This is a genomic window from Hymenobacter sp. (assembly GCF_036387835.1).
In the GTDB taxonomy this organism is placed as follows: domain Bacteria; phylum Bacteroidota; class Bacteroidia; order Cytophagales; family Hymenobacteraceae; genus Hymenobacter.
Genome location: NZ_DASVSY010000037.1, coordinates 1 through 21,743, shown reverse-complemented (window position 1 = coordinate 21,743; position 21,743 = coordinate 1). Strand labels below are relative to the sequence as shown.

Here is a 21,743-nt window from a genome sequence, read left to right as displayed (position 1 = left end):
ACAAGTATCATTTAACATTCAAACGGATGTCATTCAACAAGTATCAGTTAACAATTCCCTCTTTACCTACTGGCGTAGGTGGTGGCCCTTTGGTCGGACAACAACCAGACCCATCGAGTCAGCAGCCCGCTAACGAAACCGAAAGCAGAACGGCATCAACGGCCCACCTCATTGTTAAATGATAGATGTTAATTGTTAATTGACTCCAGTCGTAGGGTTACGGCGCGGGCGTGGGCGTGCAGGCCTTCGGCCTCGGCCATGGTTTCTACAATGGGGCCGACTTGCAGCAAACCTTCGGTCGTGATGCGCTGGAAGGTGATTTTCTTCAGGAAAGAATCCAGGGACACCCCGCTGTAGTTACGGGCATAGCCGTTGGTGGGTAGTGTGTGGTTGGTGCCGGAGGCATAGTCGCCGGCCGCTTCGGGCGTTAGGTGCCCAAGGAACACAGAGCCCGCGCTGGTAACGCCTTCCGCTAGCTGCTCGGGGTTGCGAACGGCCAGAATCAGGTGTTCGGGCGCATATTGATTGGAGAAGTAAAGCATCTCCTCCGGCGTCCGCAGCAAAATAGCGCGGCTTTCCTCCAGAGCCTGGGCGGCTACCGTAGCCCGGGGCAAGTCGGCTAGCTGCCGGGTCACCTCCCGCTTGGTCGACTCGATAACCGCCATGGAGTCGGAGAGCAGAATCACCTGCGAGTCGGGGCCGTGTTCGGCCTGGCTCAGCAGGTCGGCCGCTACGAAGGCCGGGTTAGCGGAGGCATCGGCAATGACCAACACCTCGGAAGGCCCCGCCGGCATATCAATGGCCACACCGTAACGGGTAGCCAGCTGCTTGGCGGCCGTGACGTAGCGATTGCCGGGCCCGAAGATCTTGTCTACGCCCGGTACGCTTTCAGTCCCGCCGCTAAGAGCGGCCACGGCCTGCGCACCCCCGGCCTTGATGATGGTGGCAATACCGAGCAGCTGCGCCGTGAACAGAATCACGGGGTTGATAGAGCCGTCTTTCTGCGGCGGAGAACACAACACCACCTCGGGGCAGCCGGCCAACCGGGCGGGCACTCCCAACATCAGGAGCGTACTGAACAGCGGCGCCGTACCACCCGGAATATACAAACCAACCCGCTGTACCGGCACCGCCCGCCGCCAGCAGCTCACGCCGGGCATGGTTTCCACCCGCTTTTCTTCCTCGCGCTGCGTGGCGTGGAATTTCCAGATGTTGGCGTGGGCTTGCCGAATGGCCGTTTGCAGCTCCGAGGGCACCAGCGCCACGGCGGCTAGTACTTCGTCGGCCGTTACGCGCAGCCCGGCACCTACATCGGCCCCATCGAAACGTTGCGCGTAATCAATCAGCGCCGCGTCGCCGCGCTGGCGCACATCCTCGAATATCTGCTGCACCCGCAACTCTATATCCTGCGCTTGCCCAGCGGCGGCCCGCTGTTGCAGCGCCGCCCACTCCGTCTGAGCCGGGTATTGAAAGATTTGCATTGGTCTTTATTTGTTGGATGGTTGAATTGTTAAATGGTTGACTGTTCCAGAGAATAGTGAAATGATTGAACGACCAACCAGTTAACAATTCAGCCATTAAGCCATTTAACTAATCATCTTCTCGATGGGCAGCACCAGGATGCCTTCGGCGCCCACGGCTTTGAGCTGGCCGGTGATATGCCAGAAGTCGTCTTCGTTCACCACCGACTGCACCGACACCCATCCTTCCTCGGCCAGCGCCGTTACGGTCGGGGACTTGATGCCCGGCAAGAGGGCCTTCACGGCGGCAAGAGACGCGGTGGGCGCGTTCAGCAGGATGTACTTGTTGCGGCGGGCCCGGCGCACGGCCTGCATCCGGAACTGCAATTGCTCCAGGATTTCCCGTTTTTCCTCGGAAAGGTTCTGGTTGGCAATCAGCACCGCTTCCGAACGAAACACGGTTTCCACTTCCCGCAGGCCGTTGCCCAATAAGGTAGAGCCGCTGCTTACAATGTCGCAGATGGCCTCGGCCAAGCCGATGCTCGGGGCAATTTCCACCGAGCCGCTGATGGTATGCAGGTTGGCTTGTACGCCATGCTCGGCCAGATACTTGCCTAGAATAGCCGGATACGAGGTAGCAATGTTCTTGCCCTGCAAGTCGGCCACCGAGTCGTAGGCGGCGGCGCGGGGCACGGCCAGGCTGAGGCGGCACTTGCTGAAACCAAGGGGCTCGATTTCCAGCGCGGGGTAGCCGGCTTCCACCAGCACGTTTTGTCCCACAATGCCGAGGTCGGCCACGCCGTCTTGCACGTAGCCGGGAATATCGTCGTCGCGCAGGTACAGGATTTCGAGGGGGAAGTTGGTGGCTTCGGTTTTGAGCTTGTACGAGCTGGCAATGAAGCTAATACCGCACTCCCGAATCAGGTTCAGCGAGTCTTCACTTAGGCGGCCCGACTTCTGGATGGCAAGACGAATCATTTTTGGAAGTAAGAATTATGAATTAAGAAGTAAGAATTGGCGGTTAGGCCGCTTCTTAGGCTTACTTAACTCGTGAATTTTAAGGGGGTTGTGGGCCGGCTTTCTGAAAGGCGGCACTACGCGACCAGGGCCACCTGATTGAGGGGGCCGGGCGACCAGCAGTGGGGCGCCCAACGGGACAATATGGTGCGTTATTCCTCTAAAAAGAGGAATGGTGCCCGTGCTGGTGATGATGCGCCGCGCGCAGCCCAACTGCTTCGCTAAGCGCGAAGGCAGCCACGGGGCTGGTAGAGCAAAAAGAAAGCGCGGCAGTAGCGGGCATAAACAAGAAGAGATGGCGCAAAAGTACAAGCTCAGTTGACCGAACAAAATTTTTTCCAGGAAATCTTCTCTTGAAGCCAGAACTTTAGTTGTTCGTCTCGTTTCAACCTGGTCTTGGCACTATTGTTTCTAGACATGCTCTGCTGCTTGGGTTTCGAGCGCTCGTCTGCGTCGGCCCGGACCTGTTTCCTGCTCTTCTTACCGCCTGTTGCCTGTTATGTTATGCCTCGTTTTCTTTCCCACGTTGTTTCCACGGTAGGTTGTTGGCTGCTGCTGGCGTGGCTGCCGGCCCCGGCGGCCTTGGCCCAAACCAAGCCCGCGCCTTCCGCCCCACCCGAATCGTTGATTCCGCTGCCGCAACCGAGCCCGCACGTGGTGCTGCAGCACGCCGTCGGCCTCACCGATATTGTGGTGGACTACCACGCGCCGAGCGTTAAAAACCGCGTTATCTGGCAGGGCCTGGTGCCTTACAACCAGATTTGGCGGGCGGGGGCCAACGAAAACACCGTTATTACCTTCAGCGACACGGTGCGCGTCAACGGCAAAAAGTTACCCGGCGGCAAGTACTCGTTCTACGTCATGCCCCGCTCCGATCAGGATTGGGACCTGGTTTTTAACCGCGTAACCACGCATTGGGGCGCCGAAGGCTACAACGAGAAAGACGATGTGTTGCGCATTCAGGTGGTGCCGGAAGCCTCCGCACACCACGAAACGCTGCTTTATTGGTTTTCGGAAGTAACTACGAGTAGCGCCCACCTCAACCTGAGTTGGGAAAAGAAAACCGTTAGCCTCTTTATTGACACCAACGTGCAGGCCCGGGTGGTTGCCGGCATTGAAAAAGCTGTGGCCGCGCGCCCCAACGATTGGCAGCTCCTGGCGCAGGCCGCTGAATACCTCGTGCAAAACAACCTCAACGGCGAACAGGCCCTCAAATACATCAACGAGTCGATTCGCCTCCAAGATGTTTACCTCAACAACTGGATTAAGGCCCGGCTGCTGGCCTCCAAACAAGACTATGATACGGCCATCGTTTTCGGCCGCAAAGCCATCAAGCTCGGCGAGAAAGACGATACCACCTTTCAAAACCAGCTTCCCAACATGCGCGTGGCGCTAATTGAGTGGCAGTCGAAAGCGTATTAGAGAAGTAAGAAGGTACCTCTTTCTGCTGTTCAGCGTTATTCCTGTCTTAGAGAAAGGAGGCTTTCTTAGCTATTTGCCAAGCCATTCATCCACTGTCGGAGCCGTTGCAGGCGGCATTGCGGGAGTTGGTACGGCGGGAGGAACTGCTGAAACGGCCCCGGCTGCCGGAGCGGGGCCAAGTGGCGAACCAGATTTATTTCCTGGAAACGGACGTGTTGCGTGGGGTTTTACTTGAGGGATGACAAGGTTTACTTTGTGGGCCGCGTGCTAACGAAAGCGTATTAAGTAAGTGCTGAGCGAACAGCGGGCGCTGCACCTGCGTATGCACTCCGCAGCCGAGCGCCACGACCAACTGCTCCGCGATTTTCCTGCTACGTTGAAGCGCGCTTCGCTTAAACACCTTGCCTCGCCCCTCGGCATCACCCCCGAAACCGTCAGCCGCCTGCGCAGCTGCCGGACCTGACGAGCTGTGTATGCGCTACGCACTGCTCTACCTACTTCGCCACCTTGATGAATAAGCTCACGATTCGCAGCCTGCCAGAACTCGAACAATATGCAGGGCAGGAACTAGGCGTTTCCGACTACCACACCATCACCCAAGCGCAAATCAACAGCTTCGCCGCCGCTACCCTCGACCACCAGTGGATACACGTGGATGCCGAGCGGGCCGCCACCGAGTCGCCCTTCCAATCCACTATTGCGCACGGCTACCTCACGGTTTCCCTCCTGCCCTACCTCTGGCACCAGATTTTGACTATCGAGAACCTGAAAATGCAGGTGAACTACGAAATCGAGGCGCTGCGTTTCAACCAGGCCGTGGCGGTTGACAGTGCAGTGCGGCTGCGGGCCAAGCTGTTGGCGGTGAAAAACCTGCGCGGCATCGCCAAGGCCCGGCTGGAAGTGACGCTAGAAATTAAAGACCAGCCAAAGCCGGCCTACACGGGCATTATCACGTTTCTCTACCACTTCATTTAATGCCTAGCGGGTAGTACCCGGTGCTTCGGCTGGCTAACTTAAAAAGGGGTGCTAAATGGAGTGTACACCGGGTTGTGCAAGGTTTGCTTATGGCTTACTATAGTTATCTAACGTTTGCCTTTGATTTACGTAGGGTTGTCTATATTTGTGAAGCCGACAGGTTGTGTAGGCGTAGAAAGTAAAATAGCGGAACTGCCCCTAAGGCCAGTCCCGCTACCTACTACCTCAAGTAATGCGAAATCAGCAGGTCCGCTGCGTATTTCAACACTACTCCAACAGGCGGCATCCACAGAGGCCGACTGTTCCACAAGCGGGCCAGTAGTTTAGTCCACTTGGTGTTCACACGTTTACCCATTGTAGCTTGGGAGTAAAGGTGTCTGGTCACACCCACTTCCTGAAGCCCCTCGGCCTGCCAGCCTTGGGGCTTCGTCTTTTCAGACAAAGCCCCAAGGCTGGGTGACTTACCGTGCGATGGGCCGAAGATACATGTTTAGTACCTGGTGCTTAGGTTGTTCTATCAACCCACAACGGAACAAACTAAGTACCAGGCACCAAGCACTATTTCAACAGCGGCTGTAAAACAGGCCAGATGGTACGGGCGACGAGGCGATGACCCACGGCCGTGGGGTGGATGCCGTCTTGCTGATTGAGTTTCACTACTCCGCCCACCCCTTCCAACAGGAAAGGAATCAGGACCAACTGGTTTTTGCGGGCTAGCTCGCCGTAGAGAGCTTTGAACTGCGTGGCGTAATCAGCGCCAAGATTGGGCGGAATCTGCATGCCGGCCAGCACGATGCGGGTTTGGGGGCTGCGGGCCCGCACCGTATCGATGATGGCTTGCAGGTTTTTGCGGGTGTCGGTGAGCGGCAAGCCGCGCAGGCCGTCGTTGCCGCCTAGCTCCAGCACGAAGATGGATACGGGTTGGCGTAGCACCCACCCGATCCGGCTACGGCCACCGGCGGTAGTTTCGCCGCTTAAACCGGCGTTGACAACGGTATAACCCAAGCCCGCAGAATCGATTTTCTGGCCGATTAGGGCAGGAAAGGCTTCTTCGGGGTCGACGCCGTAGCCGGCGGTGAGGCTGTTGCCGAAAAACAGGATGGTTTGCTTGCCGGCGGGTGTGGCCGCAGCCGTAGCTGGCGGCGGGGCCGTGGTGGCAGGGGCTTCGGCAGTTTTGGGCTCGGAGTGGCAGCCGGTCAGCATCAGCACCAGGCAGCAACTAAACAGGGACAGGACAGGTTTCATAGAATCACGGATTTAGCCGGATTTGTCGAGGACAGGTTTCATAGAATCACGGATTTAGCCGGATTTGTCGGATTGCACGGATACATACGTCTTTAAGCTGTGATGAGCCGTAGTAGAATTAGTTGGCTTGGCGAGTCGCGCAGCTTTTTGTAGCCTTTTGCCTTGTTTCTTTGTTGACATGGCTGTAGAAACAGGTGGTACTTGGCAACCAACGACTGCATCCGTATAATCCATCAAATCCGGCTAAATCCGTGATTAAAGTAGAAAACCTCACCAAATCCTATTCCAGCGGCGGCCGAACCTTAACGGTGCTCGAATCCATCAGTTTCGAGTTGCAGGCACAAGACACATTCGCCATTGTAGGGCCTTCGGGCAGCGGCAAAACCACCTTATTAGGCTTATGTGCGGGCCTCGACCGGGCTAGTTCGGGCAGTGTGTGGCTAAACAACATTCAACTCGATACCCTCAACGAGGACCAGCGGGCCGCTGTCCGTAATGAGCACGTGGGGTTCATCTTCCAAAACTTCCAGCTGCTGCCTACGCTCACGGCCCTCGAAAACGTGCTGGTGCCGCTGGAACTGCGGGGTGTACGCAACGGCACCAAAGCGGCGCAGCAACTGCTGGAGCGCGTGGGTTTGGCCGGGCGCGGGCACCACTACCCCACGCAGCTTTCCGGCGGCGAGCAGCAGCGCGTGTCCCTGGCCCGAGCCTTCGTCAACCAGCCCAAAATTCTGTTTGCCGACGAGCCCACCGGCAACCTCGATGCTGATACCAGCGCCACGGTGGTGGAGTTACTCTTCGAGCTCAACCGCGAAGTAGGCACTACGCTCGTGCTCGTCACCCACGACCTGGAACTAGCGGCCCGCACGCAACGCATCGTCCGCATCAAAGGCGGCGCCATGCTTTCGGATACCCGCACGGCCGTTTCTATCCGGTAATTAATTGTTTCCTAATGCCCTACTTATAGCAGTTTCACCAACCATATAGCACAAGATGTAGCGACGCGATACTTCGCGTCTGGATCGTTGCTGACGTTGTTTAGCCCGATAGGCTCTATGTGGGTCGTTCAATGACGAGACGCGAAGTGTCGCGTCTCTACACCGTTCTCGAAACGGCTATATATAAGTAAAGCTTCCCTATCTACCGCCCAACAAGTATTGGTTTGTTAGTGAAAACTTACTTAATAAGACAGTAAGTAAATAGCTAATTGCTGTAACAATGAGAGCTAAGGCTGGCGTTATCACAAGGCTATATAGTAAGGTAGAATCTGGAGACAACTGCAAACGCATCAATAGTACGTTATTAAATATAGTGCTGATAAGAAATATACCTAGACTCTGCTTGCCAATTTCACTAATTACCTTCTCTCCAAAAATTGAAATTAAACCTTTAGCGAAAGCAACAAAAAACAGTACGCCTACCATCCCAATAACGAACCTGTAAATAACCAATAAACCGCTCTCAGACGAAAGCACGCTGAATGTTTGCCCACTGTTGTAAATATAGATATCCCTATTCCACAACAGTAATAGCAGCGGAAATAGCAGGAAGGAGAAATAAGTTAGTATGCTGCGTAGTCCTGGCAACGTACTTGCATACTTGTGGTAGAGATAACCAGCAAAAAAATAAGGCAGGCTGAACTTAACGAAATAGAAATTATAACCATTTGGGAGCAACAGCACAATACCGATTACCAGCGCATAGGCCCAAAGTTGGTCTTTTAAAAACTTGTTGACTGCCGCATTTAACAAGGAGCATATATATATATACACCATAAAAACCAGAAGCCCCCTGTAAGGGTTCCTATAAACAGTGGCACGGTGATACCGCTTAAAAAATTGCCACGTAGTATTCCACGTACATTAGTTACGATCAAGAAGATAATAGTCCAAAGCAAAAGAGGAACTAAAATTTGATTGGTTTTGCTTTTGAATATTTTTGCAAAGTTTTTATTCTTTTGAGTCAGAAAAAAAAGATAGCCGCTGACAAACATAAACAGCGGCATATGAAAAGAATAAATAAAGATGAAGGTTTGATTGGAAAAAAAATCAAAATCATAATCGCTTGCAAACTGAATACAGTGCCCCCAAACAACCAAAAATATTGCTATTCCCTTTAAGTAATCTAATAGAAGGTTTCTTTCGCGCATTTAAGTACAGTGTGAATTAAATTCAAAAGTGTTGAATTAATATGGGTTTTCACAGCACAGCAACATAAAAAGCAATAAGATTCATAATATCTTCATGCGTCCTTCACTATGAATAACCATCCCATTCCTTCCGCTCGGCCGGCACTCAGCTGGCTCTGGCGCATGGCTTGGCGCGACAGTCGCCGCAGCCGGTCCCGGCTGTTGCTGTTTGTGTCGGCCATTGTGCTTGGAATTGCCGCGCTGGTAGGCATCCGGGGTTTCGGCGACAACCTGGCCCGCAGCATTGACGAGCAGGCCCGCGAGCTGGTGGGCGCCGACCTGGTGCTTTCCGGCAGCCAGCCTTTCGATTCGACGCTGGCGCCCACCCTGCGTAAGCTCGGCCGCGACCGAAGCGACGAAGTAGCGTTTGCCTCGCTCATCCAGTTTCCGAAAGGCCAAGGCGTGCGGCTGGCGCAGATAAAAGCGTTGACTGGCAACTTCCCGTACTACGGCGAGTGGCTTACGGAGCCCACGACGGCCGTCGCCGCTTTCCGCCAAGCCATGACTTCGGCGGAGCGGGTGGCACTGGTGGACGATGCGCTGCTAGTGCAGTTTGCCGCCAAACCGGGCGACTCGATTCGGGTGGGCAAACTCACGTTCCGGATTGCGGGGCGGGTGCGCAAAACGCCGGGTCAGTCGGGGTTTAGTGCGGCCGTGGCGCCTACTGTGTTTATTCCAGGTCATTATTTGCCTGAAACTGGCTTGATGCAGCGCGGCAGCCGGGTGCAGTACCGCACGTACTACCAATTCGCGCCGGGTACCAATGTCGATGCCGTGGTCAAAACCCTGGAAAAGCGCCTCGATAAGGTGAACATCAACTCCGACACCGTAACGGAGCGTAAGCGCCAGACCGGCCGCTCATTCACCGACCTGACCCGGTTTCTGAACCTGGTGGCCTTTGTGGCGTTGCTGCTCGGGTGCGTGGGCGTGGCCAGCGCCGTGAGTTTGTATGTGCGCGAAAAAGTAGCTTCCGTAGCCGTGTTGCGGTGTTTGGGGGCCAGTGGTAGCCAGGCCATGCTGATTTATCTGTTGCAGATAGCAGCCATGGGCTTTGTAGGTGCTGCAGTGGGCGCCGCGTTGGGTACGGCCGTGCAACTACTGCTGCCGCGGCTGTTCGAAGGGTTTCTGCCCGTGACGGTGACGGTGGCGGTATCGTGGCCTGCCGTGGCGCAGGGCCTGGTGACGGGCGTGCTGGTGGCGGTGCTGTTTGCGCTGCTGCCGCTACTGAGTATTCGGCGGGTGTCGCCGCTGCGCACCTTGCGGGCGGCCTACGAGGACGATACCACCAAACCCGACCCGCTGCGCCTGGTAGTATACGGGCTGATACTGGTCTTTATTACGGGCTTTGCCTATCTGCAAACCCGCGAATGGAAACAGGCCCTCGGCTTTGCGGGCGGACTGCTGGTTACGTTTTTCGTGCTGGCCGGCTTGGGGCAGGGTTTGCGCCTGCTGGTGCGCCGCTTCTACCCAAGTTCCTGGAGCTACGTGTGGCGGCAAGGCCTGGCCAACCTCTACCGGCCCAACAATCAAACCCTGCTGCTGACCGTCTCGATTGGGTTGGGCGTGTTTTTAATGGCCACACTCTCGTTGCTGCAAGGCTTGCTGCTGAGCCGGGTGCAGGTTTCGTCCGCCGATGGGCAGCCCAACCTGGTGCTCTTCGATATTCAGCCCGCGCAGCGGGCGGGCGTGACGCAGGTGCTGACTAGTCGCCGCCTGCCCTTACTCCAGCAAGTGCCCGTCGTGACGATGCGGCTGGCGGCCATCAACGGCGAATCAACCGCCGAGCTCAAGAAGGACACAACCAACGGCCGCAGCCGGGGGGGCCTCACCCGCGAATACCGCGTTACGTACCGCAATAAGCTGATCAGCTCGGAAAAGCTCGACCAGGGCCTCGCCCCCTACCTGCCGCCCGACGGTACGCCCCGCATTTCAGTGGATTCCGATTTTCTGCGCCGCCTGCAAGTCAAGCTCGGCGATACGCTTACTTTCAACGTGCAGGGCGCCCCGCTTGCCACTATCATCGGCGGCACCCGCACCGTGGACTGGACCCGGGTGCAAACCAACTTCCAGATTGTTTTCCCGGCGGGCGTGCTCGAACCCGCCCCGCAGTTTCTGGTCTTGATGACGCGCGTGCCCAACAACAACGTGCTGGCCGCCGTGCAGCGCGAACTGGTGCAAAACTTCCCCAACGTGTCGGCCATCGACCTCGGCCTGGTGCTGCAAACGCTGGACGACATCCTAAGCAAAATCTCGTTCGTGATTCGGTTTATGGCCTTCTTCAGCATTGCCACGGGACTGGTGGTGGTGGTCAGCTCGGTGATAGTGAGCCGCTACCAGCGGGTGCAGGAAAGCGTACTGCTTCGCACGCTCGGGGCCAGCCGCCGCCAAATTCTGCGCATCACGCTGGTGGAATATGCCCTGCTTGGGTTGCTGGCCGCCTTGGCGGGCCTGGTGCTGGCCGTGGGAGCCGCTTGGGCGCTGGCGTTCTTCCTGTTCGAGGTACCCTTCCTGCCAACCATGGTCCCGCTCCTGCTGCTGGCCGCCGTCACCACCACCCTCACGGCCCTCATCGGCCTCTTCAACAGCCGCGACGTCCTCACGCGCCCGCCGCTGGAAGTGCTGCGTGGGGAAGCCTGACCAAGTAAGAATCGAAAAGTAAAAAAAGGCCGTTCAACGACCTCCTGATGGAGCGTTGAACGGCCATTTTTTACTTCTCGATTCTTATTTGACTCTACCAGATCTGGTGCACCTGCGGTTTGATTTTGCGGTCGTAGATGGCTTGGACTTGCTGCATTTGCTGTTCTGACAAGGCGGGCAGCTCGGCGGCGTGCAGGTTGGAGGTGAGTTGCTCGGGCCGGGAGGCGCCGGGGATTACGCAGCTTACTTCGTTGAACATCAGCACCCACCGCAACGCCACGGGCGCGAGGTTAGGCTGGTCGGGGAATAGCTGCTTGATTTCTTCCACGGCTTCCAAGCCGGTGTTGTAGTCGACGCCGGAGAAGGTTTCGCCTTTGTCGAAGGCTTCGCCCTGGCGGTTGAAGTTGCGGTGGTCTTCCGGCGCGAAGCTGGTAGTAGCCGAGAACTTGCCGGTGAGCAGGCCGCTGGCCAGCGGTACCCGCACAATCAGGCCCACGTCGCGGCGTTGGGCTTCTTTGAAGAGCAGTTCCGTGGGCCGCTGCCGGAACATGTTGAAGATGAGCTGCAGCGTAGTGACGTTGGGGTACTCAATGGCTTTGAGGCCTTCTTCCACCTTCTCGACGCTCACGCCGAGGTTCAGAATTTTGCCTTCCTCTTTGAGTTGGTCGAATACCTCGAAGATTTCCGGGCGGTAGTACACCTCCGTGGGCGGGCAGTGCAGCTGAATCAAATCCAGGGTTTCGAGCTGCATGTTGCGCAGGCTGGCTTCCACAAACTGGCGCATGGCCTCGGGCGTGTACGCCTCATTGACGTGGGGCTGGAGCTGGCGGCCGCACTTGGTGGCCACGTAAATTTGCTCGGAACGGCTGCGCACGAGCCGGCCGACGGCTTTTTCGCTTTCGCCGTCGCCGTACACGTCGGCGGTGTCAATGAAGTTGATGCCGCCATCGACGGCCGCATTCAGGATTTTATCGGCGTTGGGGTGGCTGAACGGCTCGCCCCATTTGCCGCCCACCTGCCAGGTGCCCAAGCTGATTTCGGAAATGGAAAAGCCAGTTTTGCCAAGTTTGCGATACTGCATATACGAAGAAGAAATGTGAAAAGCGAATCCCGCCACGCCCTATAAGGCGCTTTCGGCGGAGCGAGTGTATACGGGCGCTGGTGGAATTCGGCTCTGCTCAACGCAGGCTCGGCGCTTGTACAAAACGGTCCTGCTGAGCTTGCCAAAGCACCACGCGTGCTGAGCTTACGTCTTCGTTTAGTGCTTGCTGTCTATGCCCCACGAGCAGACTGCTCCGGCAAGCGGACACCAGATCAAGCACTGTAGTTGGCAGGCTGGCTCCTGCTGAGTATGTGGTTCACATATGCTCTTGACTACCTCCCTCTTTCTGTCGATTTGCGCCTTTGGAACCGCTTTTAAGGAGATGTTTCAGAGTTGAGGCAGAACACTAGCAACACTAGTTGCGGGAAACCACAGTCGCACATATACAGGGGTACGCAAAAATACGCACTACGTCCTAGGATAAATACTCAATTAATTTGTCTGACTGCTAAATCTCGCTTTCAAGCTACTATCAGTATTATCAAATTGAATAGAATTGCTTGAATTTAGAATTCAAGCCAGATTTGATATGATTTCCCCACTGATACTACCAACGCCTACCTATTCAATAACTGTTCAGATTCACTTAAACGAGGCTTCAACAAAGCATATTGGATTTTACAAACGCAGCATCGGGGAAGAAATCTATGGGTGTTGCGCTGATGCAGAATGCGGCATTAACCTCGCTTTTATATAGGAATAGTTGAAAAATAAACGAAAAGTATTGATGAGGTTTAATATTACTTATATCCTATAACAAGCTTCTTCTTCTTCTTCTTCAACAACCCCCTTCACAAGGCCTGCGTTGGAATTGGGAGTTACGAATTGTAGCGAAAATAGGCTAAAAAAGCTTGGATGCTTCCTATCAAAAACAGAAAGGCATTGATTAGTGGCGGCGGGTCTGGAATTGGGCGGGCAGTAGCGGCGAAGTTGGCCAGTACCATCCCGACGGCCATAGCCGATATCCAATTTCCGGCGGCGCCCCTCCCCCACATCCAGGCTTTTCCTTGTGATGTTTCCTCGGGGCCAGCCATCGACGAGCTATTTGCGCAGGTGCAGCACACGCTCGGCACGCCCGATATTCTGGTGTGCTGCGCGGGCCGCGGCATCCACGAGAAGCTGACCGAGGGCGACCCGGAAAAGTGGCGGCAAATCGTTGACGTCAACCTGATGGGCGCCCTGCGGCTGGTGCGGGCGTTTGTGCCGGGCATGCTGGCGCAGGGCAGCGGCGACGTGGTGTTTGTGTCGTCGGTGGCGGCGGGCCAGGCCTACCCGTACGGCGGCGTTTATGCGGCCACCAAAACGGCCCTCGAAGTGGTGGCCGAAACCCTGCGCCTGGAGGTGCTGCCCACGGTGCGGGTAACGGTGGTGGCGCCCGGCGTGACGGATACTGCCTTTTTCGAGCACACCGTGTCGGGCTTTCACACGGCCGCCGACCTCGGCTACGGCTCTCTGGCGGCGGCCGACGTGGCCGATGCCGTCCTCTACGCCCTGCAGCAACCCCCCGGCGTGTCAATCAACCACCTCACCATTCGCCCGGTGCGGCAGCCTTTCTGAGCTTTCCTTTCAACCATACCACAACCACACAACCTACGACCATGCCTAAGAAGATACTGATTACCGGCGGCGCCGGCTTCATTGGGTCCCATTTGGCCGACGAGCTCCTTGGCCACGGCTACGAAGTCCGGGCCCTGGACAACCTCTCGGAGCAAGTGCACGGCGAGAACTGCCAGCGCCCCGAGTACTTGCACCCCGCCGTGGAGCTGCTGGTGGGCGACGTGCGCGACCCGGAAGCCGTAGAACGGGCGCTGGAAGGCGTGGACGCCGTTTTTCACTTCGCCGCCATGGTGGGCGTAGGTCAGAGCATGTACGAAATCAAGCACTACACCGACGTCAATAACCTGGGCATGGCGGTGCTGCTGGAGGCCCTGATTAAGCACCCGGTCGAGAAGCTGATGGTGGCCAGCTCGATGAGCATCTACGGCGAAGGGTTTTACCGAAACACCGCTGGCGAGCTGGTACCCGGCTTTGAGCGCGGCATCGAGCAGTTGAAAGCCGGCGCGTGGGAGCTGCAAGACGAGTTAGGTAGCCCGCTGGAACCGGCCCCAACAACTGAAAACAAGATGCCCTGCCTCTCGTCGGTGTATGCGCTTTCCAAATACGACCAGGAGCGGCTGTGCTTGCTGGTGGGCCGGGCCTACAATATCCCGACGGTGGCCATGCGCTTTTTCAACGTGTACGGCACGCGGCAGGCGCTTTCCAACCCGTATACCGGCGTGCTGGCCATTTTTGCCTCGCGCCTGCTCAACGACAATGCGCCCATGATTTTCGAGGACGGGCAGCAACAGCGCGACTTCGTGCACGTGAAGGATGTAGCCCTGGCTTGCCGCCTGGCCCTGGAAAAAGACGAGGCCAACGGGCAGGTGTTCAACGTGGGCAGCGGCCACAACTACACGGTGAGCGAGGTAGCCAACCGCCTGGCCACGGTGATGGGCAAGCCGCACTTGCAGGCACAGATAACCGGCAAATACCGCGTCGGCGACATCCGCCACTGCTACGCCGACATTTCGCTGGCCAAAGAGAAACTCGGCTTCTACCCGCAGGTGGAATTTAACAGCGGCCTTGATGAGCTGGCCACCTGGCTGGAAGGCCAGATTGCCTACGACCGGGTAAACGAGGCCAGCGCCGAGCTAGCGGCCCGCGGCCTCACGGTCTAGCGCCCTGTCTTCTCCCTTTCTTCTGCGAACCTTGGAACCGAGCAACCTCATGACTATACAGAGCGATAAAACTACGACCCGCCCCACCGTCGGCCTGCTGGAATGGTTCCGGCCGGGCGAGTTCGCGCGGGTAGAGCAGGTGCTGGCCGATTTGCGCGCGCTAGGCGTAACGGAGCTGCGCACCGGCGTTTCGTGGGCCGACTACTACACGCCCGAAGGCGCCGACTGGTACCGCTGGCTGCTGCCCACGCTGGCCCAACAAGTAAACGTGCTGCCCTGCTTTCTTTATACGCCGCCTTCCTTGGGCGAGCGGCCCAAAACGTCGTCGCCGCCGCGCCAGCTTAAAGCCTACGCCGATTTTCTGGATGTGTTTGTAACCGAGCACGGCGAGTTTTTCGAGTGGGTGGAGCTGTGGAACGAGCCCAACAACCGCACCGAATACGACTTCACGCTGGATTACGGCTGGTTTAAATTTGCTGAAATGGTGGGCGGCGCGGCCTATTGGATGAAGCAGCGCGGCAAGAAAACCGTGCTCGGCGGCATGAGCCCCATCGACCCCAACTGGCTGCACGTCATGTTCGAGCGGGGCGTGATGCAACATATCGACGCGGTGGGCATTCACGGTTTTCCCGACGTGTTCGACCAATTGTGGGACGGGTGGCAGGCCAACATCGAGGCCGTGCGCGAGGTGCTGCGCCAGAACAACTCGTCGGCCGAGCTTTGGATAACGGAAGCCGGCTTTTCCACCTGGCAGTTCGATGAGTACAAGCAGCTGCAGGAATTTCGGAAGGTGCTGGACACCGACGCCAACCGCGTGTATTGGTACAGCGTGCAAGACCTGGACCTGCGCCACGCCACCGTGGGCGGCTTTCATGTGGATGAGCGGGAGTACTATTTTGGCTTGAAGCGCACCGATGGCACGCACAAGCTGCTCTACCGTCTGTGGGCCGATAATGGCCTGGAAGCCGTGCTGCAAGACCGGCCTTTTATCCGGCGCGAGCTTAGCGCCGCCGACGGCCGCTACACCCTCATTACGGGCGGCGCGGGCTTTGTGGGCACCAATCTGGCCAAGCGGCTGCTCTCGGAAGGCAAGCGCGTACTGGTCTTCGACAACCTCGCGCGGCCCGGCGTGGAGCGCAACCTACAGTGGCTGCACGACACCTACGGCGAGCTGTTGTCGGTGTACGTGGGCGACATCCGCGACCTGCAAACCGTGCGCGCCGTCGTGCAGCACGCCGACGCCGTGTTTCACTTTGCCGCGCAGGTGGCCGTTACCACCTCGCTGGAAACGCCCTTCGACGACTTCACCATCAACGCCCACGGCATTCTGAACGTGCTGGAAGCCATTCGGGCGCAGCCCACGCCGCCGCCGCTGGTGTTTACGTCCACGAACAAGGTGTACGGCGGGCTCGAAGACCTGCAGTTTGTGGCCGGCGACACCCGCTACGCGCCCACCAACACCCACATTCGCAACCACGGCATCAGCGAGCAGCGCCCCCTGGATTTCCACTCGCCCTACGGCTGCTCGAAAGGCACCGCCGACCAATACGTGCTCGACTACAGCCGCTCGTTTGGGCTGCCCACGGTGGTGTTTCGGATGAGCTGCATCTACGGCCCGCACCAGTACGGTACCGAAGACCAAGGGTGGGTGGCGCACTTCGCCATCCGGGCCATCGAGGGCCAGCCCATCAGCATCTACGGCGACGGCAAGCAGGTGCGCGACATTCTGTTTGTGGAAGACTTGGTGGATGCCTTTCTGCTGGCGCAGCAGCACATGCCGCAGCTGGCGGGCCAAGCCTTCAACATTGGTGGCGGCGTGCAAAACACGGTGAGTTTGCAGGAGCTGCTGACCACGCTCGGCCATTTCAAAGGCGAGCCCATCAAGCTTAGCTACGGCCCCTGGCGCATCGGCGACCAACACTATTACGTGTCCGACATCAGCAAATTCCGGTTGGCCACGGGCTGGAACCCCCAACACAACGTGCGCCAAGGGATGGCCAAGCTCTACGGCTGGCTGTGCGAGAGCCGCGGCCTGCCCGCTCCTGCCGCGCTAAATGCAGCCCCCGGTCCCGAAGAAGCCACGGGCCGCCCTTCCAAATCAGTTAAGAAAGTAGCCATAGCCTAATGCAAACCACCTCCCTCGAAGAAAACACGGAAAGTAACGCGGAAATCCATTCCGCGACGAGCAGCAGCGCGAGTAGCTCACGTCTGCAACGTCAGCTTACGCGTAGACACTCGCTCCGCTCGTCGCGGAACGGATTTTCGCGTTACGCTTCCCACGATTTAACAGAAACCGGCGCCCCGCCCCACATGGCCAGCACCACCATGCGGGCCGCCGTAGTTACCGCCCCCGGCCAGGCCGCTGTGCAAACCGTGGCGCTACCCGCGCCGCAAGCCGGGCAAGTGCGGGTGCAACTGGAAGGCTGCGGCCTGTGCGCTTCCAACATTCCGGTGTGGGAAGGCCGCGAGTGGTTCAGCTACCCCGTGGAAGCCGGCAACCCCGGCCACGAAGGATGGGGCCTTATCGACGCCGTCGGCGCGGGCGTAACCGAGTTGCAAGTAGGCGACCGGGTAGCGGCCCTTTCCTACCACGCCTACGCCGAATACGACCTCGCCGACGCCGACAAGGCAGTAAAGCTACCCGCCGCGCTGGACGGCCAGCCGTTTCCGGGCGAGCCGCTTGGCTGCGCCATGAACATCTTTGGCCGCAGCGAAATAAAAGCCGGGCAGACGGTGGCCATCCTCGGCATCGGCTTTTTGGGGGCCCTGTTGGTGCAACTGGCCAAGCACGCCGGTGCCCGCGTCATTGCCGTTTCGCAGCGGGCCTACTCGCTGGACATCGCCCGGCAGTGCGGCGCCGACGAAGTTATTGCCATGGACGACCACTACCGCATCATCGAAGACGTGAAGCAACTCACGGATGGTCGGTTCTGCGAGCGGGTGATTGAGTGCACCGGTAAAGAGTGGCCCCTCAACCTGGCCGGGGAACTCACGGCCGAGCGGGGCCGCCTTGTTGTTGCCGGCTTCCACCAGGACGGCCTGCGGCAGGTGAACGTGCAGCTCTGGAACTGGCGCGGCCTCGACGTCATCAATGCCCACGAGCGGGACCCGCAACAGTACATAGCCGGCATCCGAGCTGCCGTGGCCGCCGTGGCGCAGGGCGTACTGCAACCCGATTTGCTTTACACCCACCACTATTCCCTCGACCAAATTTCCGAAGCCTTCGACCACCTCACCCACCGCCCCGACGGCTTCATCAAAGCTCTCCTTACGTTCTAGCCATGTCTGAAACAGCCTTACCGGAAACCCTCAACCGGCCCAGCGAAACTACCGCCGCCCCCAAGCCCAAACTCGGCTTTTTGGGCGTTGGTTGGATAGGCCGCAACCGGTTGGAAGTTATTGCCGGCACCCCCCACGCCGAGGTAGCCTACGTGGCCGACCCCGCGCCGCAAAACGTAACGGACGCCCTGCAAAGCGCCCGTGGAGCCGTGGAGGTGGATTCGCTGAGTTCCATGCTAGCCCAACCGGAACTGGATGCCGTGGTTATCGCCACCCCGAGCGCACTCCACGCCGAGCAAAGCATACAGGCCCTGGAAGCCGGCAAAGCCGTTTTCTGTCAGAAGCCGCTCGGCCGCAACGCCACCGAAACCCGGGCCGTGGTAGAAGCCGCCCGCCAAGCCAATAAGCTGCTCGGTGTCGACCTTTCCTACCGCCACACCACCGCCATGCAGCAGGTTTACCAAGTGGTGCAGTCGGGAGAATTGGGCACCATCTACGCCGTCGAGCTGGTGTTTCACAATGCGTATGGGCCTGATAAGCCCTGGTTCTACGACCCTAAGCTTTCGGGCGGCGGCTGCGTCATTGACCTAGGCGTGCACCTCGTAGACCTGGCGCTGTGGGCGCTGAACTTCCCGGTGGTGCAGGATGTACGCAGCAGCTTGTTTGCCAAAGGCCAACCCCTCACCAACCCCAACGAACAAGTGGAAGACTACGCCACGGCCAGCATCACGCTAGCCAATGGCCCTGTCGTGCAGCTCACTTGCTCCTGGAACCTGCCGGCCGGGCAAGAAGCCATCATCGGCGCCATGTTCTACGGCACCAACGGCGGCGTGGCCTTCAAAAACCTGAACGGCTCTTTCTACGACTTCGTGGCCGACCGCTACTACGGTACCCGCACCGAGCGCCTGTCCTCGCCGCCCGATGCCTGGTCGGGCCGCGCGGGCGTGGTGTGGGCCCAGCAGCTCACGCAAAACGAAGGATTCAGCGAAGAAGCCGAAGAGTTTGTGCGCGTGGCTGAAGTACTGGATAAAATCTACGGCCGGAGCTAAGCAATCGAGTGAGCTGAGGTTGCCAAAGCCTCTCGGGCGCTGCTACCCCTCTCATATAGATCTAGCGGACCAGCAGCCTGGAAGTTTGCTCTTCTGCATCACGCCAAACGCGCCGGCAAGCTTAGCCCAACCTATCACCTCTTCTCCCTTTTTCACCGCTCCCGTGTTCAACGCCGCTCCAGCCACCATCCTGATGACCGCCGACACTGTTGGGGGCGTATGGACGTATGCGCTGGCTTTGACCCGGGCGCTGGCCCCTTATGGTACGCAGGTGGCGCTGGCTACTATGGGGGCGCCGCTCAGTGAAAGTCAGTGGCAGGAAGTAGCCGCTATCTCCAACCTGACGGTGTACGAAAGCCACTACAAGCTGGAGTGGATGGACAAGCCTTGGGACGACGTGGCCGAGGCCGGTGAGTGGCTGTTGCAGCTCCAGGATACCGTGCAGCCCGACTTGATTCACCTCAACGGTATGGTGCACGGGCAGCTGGCTTGGGGGAAACCGGTGCTGGTGGTGGTGCATTCCTGTGTGCTCTCGTGGTGGCAGGCGGTACATGGGGAGCCGGCGCCCGAAGCGTGGAGCACCTACCGCACCCAAGTGCAACAGGGCCTGCAAGCAGCCGACTTGGTAGTTGCCCCCACGACGGCTATGCTGCAAGAGGCGGCCCGGCTCTATGGCCCGTTTCAACAACAGGCGGTAATCTATAACGGCTGCGACGCGAGCCTGTTCCAGCCTGCAGAGCTGAAGGAGTTGTTCGTGTTCAGCATGGGCCGCATTTGGGACGAAGCCAAAAACCTGAAACTGCTGGCTGAAGCGGCCCCCAAACTACCCTGGCCGGTGTACATAGCTGGCAACGCGCATCATCCCACTACCGGAGCAACCTTAACCTTACCGAACGTGGAGTTGCTTGGCCAGCTTACACCCGAGGAAGCGGCCACGTGGCTTAATAGAGCTTCTATCTACGTGATGCCCGCGCGGTATGAGCCCTTTGGCCTGACGGTTTTGGAGGCGGCGCTGGCTGGTTGCGCCTTGGTGGTGGGGGATATCGAAAGCCTGCGGGAAGTGTGGGGCGAGGCAGCGTGCTACGTCCGCCCCGATGATGCGGAAGGGCTGCACGCCACTCTGCAACATCTGATTAACAACCCAGAAGTGCGCCATCAACTAGCCGACCGCGCCCGGCTGCGCGCCGAGCGCTACACCACCGCAAGCATGGCAAAAACCTATCGGGAGCTGCAAGCGGCAAGCCTCAGGCTACAAGCCGCAAGCTCACAACATGAACCCGGAGTTTAAATATGGCACTTGAAGCTTACCGCTTGAGGCTTACCGCTTGAAGCTTATAGCTCTAAAAAAACCACATCCATGAACATCGTCCTTTTCTATCACTCCATCCTTTCCGACTGGAACCACGGCAATGCCCATTTTCTGCGGGGCATCGTGGGCGAGTTGGTGCAGCGCGGCCATCAGGTGCAGGTGTACGAGCCCGAAAACGGCTGGAGCTTGCAAAATCTGCTGGATGGCTACGGCCCCGAGAAGCTAGAGGAGCTAAGCCAGTATTACCCCGGCATCAGCACCACCTTCTACACCTGGAACTCGCTGAACCTGGACGTGATGCTGCAAGGCGTGGACCTGGTGCTGGTGCACGAATGGAACGACCACGCCTTGGTAAAGCGCATCGGCATGCACCGCTCCCGCAACCACTACCGCCTGCTTTTCCACGACACCCACCACCGCGCCGTAACCGAGCGCGAAAGCATGGCCCACTACGACCTCACCCACTACGACGGTGTGCTGGCCTTCGGTGAAGTCATCCGCGACTTGTACCTGCAAGAAGCCTGGACCAAACGCGCCTGGACCTGGCACGAAGCCGCCGACACCCGCGTGTTCTACCCCCACGAGTCCACCGACTACGATGGCGACTTGGTATGGATTGGTAATTGGGGCGACGAAGAACGCACCGCCGAGCTGCACGAGTTTCTACTAAAGCCAGTGAAGGAGTTGAAGCTGAAAGCCAAAGTTTACGGCGTACGTTACCCCAAACATGCGCTGAAAGCTCTCAAAGACGCCGGTATCGAGTATGGCGGCTGGCTGCCCAACTACAAAGCTCCCGAAGAGTTTGCCCGCTATAAGGTAACCGTGCACGTTCCGCGCCGGCCCTACGTGGAGGCGCTGCCCGGCATTCCCACCATCCGCCCGTTCGAGGCGCTGGCCTGCGCCATTCCGTTGATTTGCTCTCCCTGGGATGATGCCGAGCACCTGTTCACCCCCGGCCAGGACTACCTGGTAGCCCGCACCGGCGCCGAAATGAAGCAGCACCTGCAAACCCTGCTTTCCAACCCCATTCAAGCCGCCGAACTGGCTCTGCACGGCCTCAGCACCATCCAAAGCCGCCACACCTGCGCCCACCGCGTCGATGAGCTAGAGCAAATCTGCCAGGAACTCGGCATCAAATCAGCGCAGCTTAAAGCGAAAACCGCCGTAGCCTCAGAGTAACTGCATCAATGAAGTGGAAGCCAGATAACGGTTGCCTGCCAAGAACGTCCTGCAGAGGCGTAGCATCTCGCTAGTATCATAGCCGGTTGTAGAGACGCGACACTTGGCTATGCCGACCTTCGGTTCGCGTCTCGTCGTTGAACGACCAGAGCCCCACAGGCTAA

Annotated in this window: 19 protein-coding genes; 12 read left to right on the top strand and 7 right to left on the bottom strand. The window is 58.2% G+C overall.

What is annotated here, in order from left to right; translation table 11 throughout:
• Positions 1-188: 188 nt before the first annotated feature.
• The 3 genes from hisD to VF639_RS07370 form a co-directional block, all read right to left on the bottom strand.
• Complete coding sequence (hisD, locus tag VF639_RS07380) at positions 189-1,481, bottom strand: histidinol dehydrogenase (protein WP_331145255.1); 1,293 nt, start codon at positions 1,479-1,481, stop codon at positions 189-191.
• A gap of 105 nt (positions 1,482-1,586) precedes the next feature.
• On the bottom strand, positions 1,587-2,438 hold the full coding sequence (gene hisG, locus VF639_RS07375; protein ID WP_331145254.1) for an ATP phosphoribosyltransferase: 852 nt from the start codon (positions 2,436-2,438) through the stop codon (positions 1,587-1,589).
• 199 nt (positions 2,439-2,637) lie between these two features.
• Positions 2,638-2,760 carry a hypothetical protein gene (locus VF639_RS07370; protein ID WP_331145253.1) on the bottom strand — a complete coding sequence of 41 codons (123 nt, stop codon included), beginning with the start codon at positions 2,758-2,760 and terminating at the stop codon, positions 2,638-2,640.
• 221 nt (positions 2,761-2,981) lie between these two features.
• On the opposite strand from VF639_RS07370, the gene VF639_RS07365 reads away from it, so the two are divergent.
• The 3 genes from VF639_RS07365 (at position 2,982) to VF639_RS07355 (ending at position 4,874) form a co-directional block, all read left to right on the top strand.
• Positions 2,982-3,899, top strand: a complete 918-nt coding sequence (locus VF639_RS07365) for a DUF2911 domain-containing protein (protein ID WP_331145252.1) — start codon at positions 2,982-2,984, stop codon at positions 3,897-3,899.
• A 322-nt stretch (positions 3,900-4,221) separates the two neighbouring features.
• Positions 4,222-4,362, top strand: coding sequence for a cyclic nucleotide-binding domain-containing protein (locus VF639_RS07360; protein ID WP_331145251.1), 141 nt, complete (start codon positions 4,222-4,224; stop codon positions 4,360-4,362).
• Positions 4,363-4,409: 47 nt separating this feature from the next.
• The gene (locus VF639_RS07355) at positions 4,410-4,874 is read left to right on the top strand and encodes a MaoC family dehydratase (protein WP_331145250.1); all 465 of its coding nucleotides are present in this window, start codon (positions 4,410-4,412) and stop codon (positions 4,872-4,874) included.
• Between the two features lie 558 nt (positions 4,875-5,432).
• On the opposite strand, the gene VF639_RS07350 is transcribed toward VF639_RS07355, so the two are convergent.
• Positions 5,433-6,119, bottom strand: a complete 687-nt coding sequence (locus tag VF639_RS07350; RefSeq protein ID WP_331145249.1) for an arylesterase — start codon at positions 6,117-6,119, stop codon at positions 5,433-5,435.
• A gap of 251 nt (positions 6,120-6,370) precedes the next feature.
• Between VF639_RS07350 and VF639_RS07345 the strand changes: the two genes are divergently transcribed.
• Positions 6,371-7,057: an ABC transporter ATP-binding protein gene (locus tag VF639_RS07345; RefSeq protein ID WP_331145248.1), complete on the top strand. Its 687-nt coding sequence runs from the start codon at positions 6,371-6,373 to the stop codon at positions 7,055-7,057.
• Positions 7,058-7,255: 198 nt separating this feature from the next.
• Here the strand turns inward: VF639_RS07345 and VF639_RS07340 are convergent, their stop codons facing one another.
• Complete coding sequence (locus VF639_RS07340) at positions 7,256-7,870, bottom strand: acyltransferase family protein (protein ID WP_331145247.1); 615 nt, start codon at positions 7,868-7,870, stop codon at positions 7,256-7,258.
• Positions 7,864-8,268, bottom strand: coding sequence for an acyltransferase family protein (locus tag VF639_RS07335; RefSeq protein ID WP_331145246.1), 405 nt, complete (start codon positions 8,266-8,268; stop codon positions 7,864-7,866). The genes VF639_RS07340 and VF639_RS07335 overlap by 7 nt, the downstream gene beginning before the upstream one ends.
• Before the next feature lie 108 nt (positions 8,269-8,376).
• On the opposite strand from VF639_RS07335, the gene VF639_RS07330 reads away from it, so the two are divergent.
• The gene (locus tag VF639_RS07330; protein ID WP_331145245.1) at positions 8,377-10,944 is read left to right on the top strand and encodes an ABC transporter permease; all 2,568 of its coding nucleotides are present in this window, start codon (positions 8,377-8,379) and stop codon (positions 10,942-10,944) included.
• 94 nt (positions 10,945-11,038) lie between these two features.
• Here the strand turns inward: VF639_RS07330 and VF639_RS07325 are convergent, their stop codons facing one another.
• Complete coding sequence (locus VF639_RS07325) at positions 11,039-12,025, bottom strand: aldo/keto reductase (RefSeq protein WP_331145244.1); 987 nt, start codon at positions 12,023-12,025, stop codon at positions 11,039-11,041.
• Between the two features lie 876 nt (positions 12,026-12,901).
• Here VF639_RS07325 and VF639_RS07320 point away from each other — a divergent pair.
• The 7 genes from VF639_RS07320 (at position 12,902) to VF639_RS07290 (ending at position 21,579) form a co-directional block, all read left to right on the top strand.
• The gene (locus tag VF639_RS07320) at positions 12,902-13,603 is read left to right on the top strand and encodes an SDR family oxidoreductase (protein WP_331145243.1); all 702 of its coding nucleotides are present in this window, start codon (positions 12,902-12,904) and stop codon (positions 13,601-13,603) included.
• 41 nt (positions 13,604-13,644) lie between these two features.
• Positions 13,645-14,763: an NAD-dependent epimerase/dehydratase family protein gene (locus VF639_RS07315; RefSeq protein ID WP_331145242.1), complete on the top strand. Its 1,119-nt coding sequence runs from the start codon at positions 13,645-13,647 to the stop codon at positions 14,761-14,763.
• A gap of 49 nt (positions 14,764-14,812) precedes the next feature.
• Entirely contained in the window at positions 14,813-16,888 is a 2,076-nt protein-coding gene (locus VF639_RS07310) for an NAD-dependent epimerase/dehydratase family protein (protein ID WP_331145241.1), read from the top strand.
• Entirely contained in the window at positions 16,888-18,042 is a 1,155-nt protein-coding gene (locus VF639_RS07305; protein WP_331145240.1) for an MDR/zinc-dependent alcohol dehydrogenase-like family protein, read from the top strand. Before VF639_RS07310 ends, VF639_RS07305 begins: the two co-directional genes overlap by 1 nt.
• 2 nt (positions 18,043-18,044) lie before the next feature.
• Positions 18,045-19,091, top strand: coding sequence for a Gfo/Idh/MocA family protein (locus tag VF639_RS07300; RefSeq protein WP_331145239.1), 1,047 nt, complete (start codon positions 18,045-18,047; stop codon positions 19,089-19,091).
• A gap of 163 nt (positions 19,092-19,254) precedes the next feature.
• Positions 19,255-20,379, top strand: a complete 1,125-nt coding sequence (locus VF639_RS07295) for a glycosyltransferase family 4 protein (RefSeq protein ID WP_331145238.1) — start codon at positions 19,255-19,257, stop codon at positions 20,377-20,379.
• A gap of 69 nt (positions 20,380-20,448) precedes the next feature.
• Positions 20,449-21,579, top strand: coding sequence for a CgeB family protein (locus VF639_RS07290; RefSeq protein WP_331145237.1), 1,131 nt, complete (start codon positions 20,449-20,451; stop codon positions 21,577-21,579).
• The last annotated feature ends 164 nt before the right edge of the window (positions 21,580-21,743 follow it).

Excerpts from the sequence above, each read along its gene's own strand:
- hisD (WP_331145255.1), bottom strand. The coding sequence starts at position 1,481 with ATGCAAATCTTTCAATACCCGGCTCAGACGGAGTGGGCGGCGCTGCAA.
- hisG (WP_331145254.1), bottom strand. The coding sequence starts at position 2,438 with ATGATTCGTCTTGCCATCCAGAAGTCGGGCCGCCTAAGTGAAGACTCG.
- VF639_RS07370 (WP_331145253.1), bottom strand. The coding sequence starts at position 2,760 with ATGCCCGCTACTGCCGCGCTTTCTTTTTGCTCTACCAGCCCCGTGGCT.
- VF639_RS07365 (WP_331145252.1), top strand. The coding sequence starts at position 2,982 with ATGCCTCGTTTTCTTTCCCACGTTGTTTCCACGGTAGGTTGTTGGCTG.
- VF639_RS07360 (WP_331145251.1), top strand. The coding sequence starts at position 4,222 with ATGCACTCCGCAGCCGAGCGCCACGACCAACTGCTCCGCGATTTTCCT.
- VF639_RS07355 (WP_331145250.1), top strand. The coding sequence starts at position 4,410 with ATGAATAAGCTCACGATTCGCAGCCTGCCAGAACTCGAACAATATGCA.
- VF639_RS07350 (WP_331145249.1), bottom strand. The coding sequence starts at position 6,119 with ATGAAACCTGTCCTGTCCCTGTTTAGTTGCTGCCTGGTGCTGATGCTG.
- VF639_RS07335 (WP_331145246.1), bottom strand. The coding sequence starts at position 8,268 with ATGCGCGAAAGAAACCTTCTATTAGATTACTTAAAGGGAATAGCAATA.
- VF639_RS07330 (WP_331145245.1), top strand. The coding sequence starts at position 8,377 with ATGAATAACCATCCCATTCCTTCCGCTCGGCCGGCACTCAGCTGGCTC.
- VF639_RS07325 (WP_331145244.1), bottom strand. The coding sequence starts at position 12,025 with ATGCAGTATCGCAAACTTGGCAAAACTGGCTTTTCCATTTCCGAAATC.
- VF639_RS07320 (WP_331145243.1), top strand. The coding sequence starts at position 12,902 with ATGCTTCCTATCAAAAACAGAAAGGCATTGATTAGTGGCGGCGGGTCT.
- VF639_RS07315 (WP_331145242.1), top strand. The coding sequence starts at position 13,645 with ATGCCTAAGAAGATACTGATTACCGGCGGCGCCGGCTTCATTGGGTCC.
- VF639_RS07310 (WP_331145241.1), top strand. The coding sequence starts at position 14,813 with ATGACTATACAGAGCGATAAAACTACGACCCGCCCCACCGTCGGCCTG.
- VF639_RS07305 (WP_331145240.1), top strand. The coding sequence starts at position 16,888 with ATGCAAACCACCTCCCTCGAAGAAAACACGGAAAGTAACGCGGAAATC.
- VF639_RS07300 (WP_331145239.1), top strand. The coding sequence starts at position 18,045 with ATGTCTGAAACAGCCTTACCGGAAACCCTCAACCGGCCCAGCGAAACT.
- VF639_RS07290 (WP_331145237.1), top strand. The coding sequence starts at position 20,449 with ATGAACATCGTCCTTTTCTATCACTCCATCCTTTCCGACTGGAACCAC.